This is a genomic window from Christiangramia qingdaonensis, from assembly GCF_048381525.1.
Classification (GTDB): Bacteria; Bacteroidota; Bacteroidia; order Flavobacteriales; family Flavobacteriaceae; genus Christiangramia.
On record NZ_JBLWIM010000013.1, the window covers coordinates 7,928 to 12,917 of the forward strand.

At 31.5% G+C, this 4,990-nt stretch carries 6 protein-coding genes; all 6 read right to left on the reverse strand.

Going from position 1 to position 4,990, the window contains the following annotated elements:
• Positions 1-573: DUF4184 family protein (locus tag ACNI3T_RS11285; RefSeq protein WP_418227897.1), on the reverse strand; the 573-nt coding region annotated here is incomplete at its 3' end.
• Between the two features lie 189 nt (positions 574-762).
• Positions 763-1,230: a DUF423 domain-containing protein gene (locus ACNI3T_RS11290; RefSeq protein WP_418227898.1), complete on the reverse strand. Its 468-nt coding sequence runs from the start codon at positions 1,228-1,230 to the stop codon at positions 763-765.
• Between the two features lie 244 nt (positions 1,231-1,474).
• Positions 1,475-2,419, reverse strand: a complete 945-nt coding sequence (locus tag ACNI3T_RS11295) for a zinc ribbon domain-containing protein (RefSeq protein ID WP_418227899.1) — start codon at positions 2,417-2,419, stop codon at positions 1,475-1,477.
• Positions 2,420-2,803: 384 nt separating this feature from the next.
• Positions 2,804-3,121, reverse strand: coding sequence for a hypothetical protein (locus ACNI3T_RS11300; protein WP_418227900.1), 318 nt, complete (start codon positions 3,119-3,121; stop codon positions 2,804-2,806).
• 697 nt (positions 3,122-3,818) lie between these two features.
• On the reverse strand, positions 3,819-4,418 hold the full coding sequence (locus ACNI3T_RS11305) for a hypothetical protein (RefSeq protein ID WP_418227901.1): 600 nt from the start codon (positions 4,416-4,418) through the stop codon (positions 3,819-3,821).
• 183 nt (positions 4,419-4,601) lie between these two features.
• On the reverse strand, positions 4,602-4,886 hold the full coding sequence (locus ACNI3T_RS11310) for a hypothetical protein (protein ID WP_418227902.1): 285 nt from the start codon (positions 4,884-4,886) through the stop codon (positions 4,602-4,604).
• Positions 4,887-4,990: the final 104 nt, after the last annotated feature.

The window sequence follows — 4,990 nt, forward strand, 5'->3', positions numbered from 1 at the left end:
CCAGTATTTATAATTTACCATACCTGCTTTATTTTGGTTCGCAGGTAATTTGTAGGTGCTCAAAGCAATTATTAAACCTCCTAATATTGTGCTTAAGTGTTGTAGAATTTTATAAATAGGGAAGTTGTAATTTCTTATTTCTATATTCTTCTGTAGATAGATTATTTCTGATACGAAAAATCCTGTTTTATGTGTAAAACTATCCCAGAATATATGAGAGCTAATCCCAACTAAAATAGATATAATCACTACTAAATAATTTGATTTGAAATATTGATTCCAATTGAAATTGTTGAAATCTATTGTTCGTGCTTTAATTATTTTCGGCGAATTTTCAATTAGTTGGTTTCTAACGATATTATGAAAAATAAACGTAAGTACTATTGCTAAAGGTAAATCGAAATAGAATATTCCTAATATGGAATGACTAAAATGACTTTCGACCTTCATTTTTATAAAATATTCAAAGTCTGGAGTAATACTTCCAATTACAAGTCCGGTCAATGAGAACCATTTATTGGATATAAATTTTAATGGTAAAACTATTGCTGGATGTGAGAATGTAAACGGCATTAATTAAGAACGAAATTTTAACATAAAATTGGAGCCAACGGTCTCGGTTATCGCCAGTTGGCGGAGTAGGGGACGCGGATTTGTCGGCTTAGTATTGGTTTGTTAGTCAAGTTAAATATTTTCTTCCTAACAGTGCCGCTTATTGGCGATGAACCGTTGTTACAAACTGGAACGAAAACCAAATGCTCATTAAAGATCTAAAATTTCAGATATCAGATTTTTGTATTCTTGAACATTTCTATTGTACTTTTTCTGGAGTTTGCTCCATAAGAATACGCCAATTGCTATTAATACTGCCGCAAATGTATATATAGCAATATTTGTATTATTATTTGCTATTAAGGCTATTATAAAACCAAAGCCCAAAAACAAATGTGTAAATATTACTAATTTCCATAAAAAATGCTGCTTGAAAGTGATTTCTACTTTCGTTGCATTTTTAGTTTCTGTTCCACCTAATCTACCATTCACGATTACGTTATTATGATAAATTATGTACCAGGCGTATTGCAGTCGTTTGTGAATTTTAAATGAAATTGAATTCTTTTTATCATTTTTAATATTGAACACAAATCCGTTAAATGACTCAAGTGAAGAATTTAATTTTTCACTTATTATGCTAGGAGTACTCTCCATTTTAAATTCCCAAGTTTTCATAATAGCATTTTTATTAATATGTGATGTCTAATTTTGACTTAATGGAGTTTTATGTTGGATACCATTTTTACTTCTAATCCTAAAACTCTCAGTCGTTCTTGTTTGTAACGGTTACGGTTATCGCAAGTTGCGGGAGTAGGGACGCGGACTTGTCGGCTTAACCATTTTCTTTCTTGGTTTCTAAAATTACGCTTTTTCCGCAATACCCGTTATTTGCGATTAACCGATGTTGTAATGCGTTTTTTTAACGTTGTATTATTTCACTTGGTATTTTTCTTTTCATTCTTTTGCTAACCTGCAGTAAGAACTTTTTCATACTATTCGGCGCAGCACCATTTACAAAATATTCTTCTTCATATCCAAAACTACTTTTTTGTGTGATTCTTAATCCATCTTGAGAACTGTAGTTTCTTATAAATTTCCAATCATCATCCTTCGATGGATTGACTTGGTCCGGAAAAGCAAGAAGAACGTCTTTGACGAGATCCAAATTCATAGCTGGGCAAAATCGATATTGATAAAGATTTTTTTCTAATTCGTGACTTATTCTTTCTTTATCAAATTCCCAATCACCTTCTGTATTTAGCCATTTTCCATATTTAAATAACTCTGAATGTTCTGTAAAAGCAAGCCTTGTTTGAATACATCCCCACAAATTGTAGTCGTAATTATTCTCGTATCCGAAGCAATATAAATCTGGCTTATAACTTGCTTTTCTTTGTTCATAACACCATTGATGACTGAACATCGTATCCCATTTAACTTTCTCTCCGTTGTGATAAACCTTTCTATTTCGCCAACCTTTTAAATTCTCTAAAAGTGGTTCAAGTGTTTCTATTTGGTCTTCTGTTACATTAACACGATAAATTGCTTTTTTATCTTCGCCAATCTGTTGATATGTAGTAAATTTTTGTGCCTCTTCTACCGCAAAATCAAAAGTTTGAGATGTAGAATATTTAAATTCAACTGTAATTCCAAATTCAGGAATTGGCTGTTGGATTAATTCTACTTTTATTTCGGGCTTTTGTTTTCCGAGTAAATGAATGCCACATTCTTGACAAAATTTAGAATTTGGTTCATTACTATATTTACAGTTTGGACATTTAATCTCGGTCTGATTTGAACCGCAATTTGGACAAAATTTGAAGCTGTCCTCAATTTTAGTTTCGCATTTAAAGCAATTTTTCATTTTAGTTCCTCAGTTTGATTAAAAATGCATTACAACGGTCCCGGCTATCGCAAGTTGCGGGAGTTGGGACGCGTATTTGTCGGATTAGGTGTTTCAATAATTGGTCTCTAAAATAACCATTTTCAGTCAACTGCCCGTTATTTGCGATGAGCCGTTGTTGGCAGCCGGCTTTATTCTCGAATCTATTTCTTTATTGATCGAATTCCAATCTTTGTAATTATCAAATGCTAATCTTTTATAGAATTCCAGTGTGTCTTTTAATTCATTTTTAATTGAATCAATATCTCCTATTATATGGGATTTAGCCAAGTAAAAGTCATTATCAAAATGATATAAAAAATCTCTTTCTGGTTCATTTATCTCTAAATCTCGGGTGTAATAATATTATTTATTTGCTGCTTCCTCTAAAGATATTTCTCCCTGCGAAACTTGATTATTTATCGAACTGATTAATAACCTAAATGATTTGTCAGTTTCATCATTCTGGGTTCTTATTATTAAGGCAAAATCAATTTGCCTTCCATCTGGTTCTTTTCCTTCTATTAAATCGAAAAGAATTGGATCGTATTTATCGGATAGTTCAATTGATTTTAAAGCCCAATTCCATATTTCTCTTTTTGAGATGAATCCATAGTTCATGGATAATCTAAGAGCTTCTAAAAAGTCAGATGGGATTTTGTCAGTTTTAAAGATTTCTATCATTTGAATTTTCTAAAAGCTTGCTGCCAACGGTTTCGAATAATCGTCAGTTGTGGTTGAAGGTATTCGGATTTGTCCGCTTAGGTTTTTGTTTGTTGGTTTCTAAAAATACTATTTTAATTCAAATGGCCACAATTGCGAATATTCGTTGTTATATGCTGTTGCGATACGTCCGAGTAAGAACGGGAGATTTGCCGCTGTCGGGAACCTCAAAATTTTAATGTGTAATTTATTTTCTTAACTGAAATCATTGCGCAAGAGTGAACGTCCGTTTTAGTTTAGCTATCAATCAGAAACTCCAGTTTGCTTTGCTTTAAGTTTGCTCCAGTAGATCCTGAAAATTCTTTAGCGTATATATTCAATTAAAATTCGGCGTTCTTTCCCATAAAATTTCGTTTGAAAGATACATGTAGAATCTCATTTCGGATCTGAATTATGTAAGTTATCGATTTACTAAAAGTTCTTACTTCGGATTTGTCATATGAGGGCTTCCAAGCACTTCATAGTCGGATTAGAAAAATTATTGTTCTTAGTAGCTAAAATTCTGCGGAGCAATAGCATATAACGGTTACGGTTATCGCAAGTTGCGGGAGTAGGGACGCGGACTTGTCGGATTAACTATTTTCTTTCCTGGTTTCTAAAATTACACTTTTTCTAAAATACCCGTTATTTGCGATTAACCGATGTTGTGCGACGTTTTCTATTCTAATTCAAATAACTGAACCATTACCTTGCGGGTATCTGTTATTTCAAATTTCTCTTTTTGGAGATCTTTCTTTTCAATAGGATCTAAATTTTCTGTTTCTAAAAAAGAATTAAGATGATCAATTGAATTTAAAGCGGTGAAAGTTCCTTTTTCGATATTATAAATTATTCCTGATAGATATACTTTTCCAATTCCCCAATTGGATACGCCTTTACTTTGAAAATAATTTTCAAAATAGATGTATTTTTCATTTATCAAATTGGCTAATGAGTAATCTTTCTTTTCTGCATTTGGTTTATCGAATTCTGAATTAGTAAATCGTTCTTCCATTGAATTAGTTCGCACATAAAGCTTTTGTTTATCTGATAAGGCAAAGGCCTCTTTTATCTTTTTTCCATTTTTATCTTTTATTCGAAAAGTATTATTGATGATGTTCCGATTTTGTTTTGTTGAAAATGTTTCTTTTGAAGTTGGTTCTTTATGTTGAAAATCTTCAAAGGTGTTATAAATTCCTGAAGGATAAACTTGAATTTCGTTTTGTCCTTGAACTAAAAAAGTATTTATCAGTAGGACGATAAATAATATTTTTTTCATATTGATTATAAAATTAATCTCGTTTGAAAATGACGCACAACGGTCTCGGTTATCGCCAGTTGGCGGAGTAAAGGACGCGGATTTGTCGGCTTAGTATTGGTTTGTTGGTCAAGTTAATTATTTTCTTAATAACGCTACCGTCTATTGGCGATGAACCGTTGTTGGCAATAGTAGGTTAAAATACTATTTCTTCTTATTAAATAGTGAAAGAAAGTTTTTTAGCAATTTATTTATTTCAGACAAATCATTTTTTACCGAATCTTTTTCAAATTGACTTGTCTTCGATTTAAAATCATCCCAATAAGAGGTAATTACCGAAATATCCGAATTGATAGAATTCTTTTCAAATTCACTTGATTTACTTTTTAATTCTTCTTTCAATTGGGAAATATGGATATCAATCTTCTTTGATTGTGAAGAATTTTTCCAAATTTCTTTCACTTCTTCCCATTCTATTTTCTGTGTCATCTTAATCTATTTTAGAAATTATACAATCTAAAAGTTCGTTTCTAATTCTTTTCATTTTTACAGCGATATGATTTTCGGTTAATCCTGTAATTTTTGCTATTTCT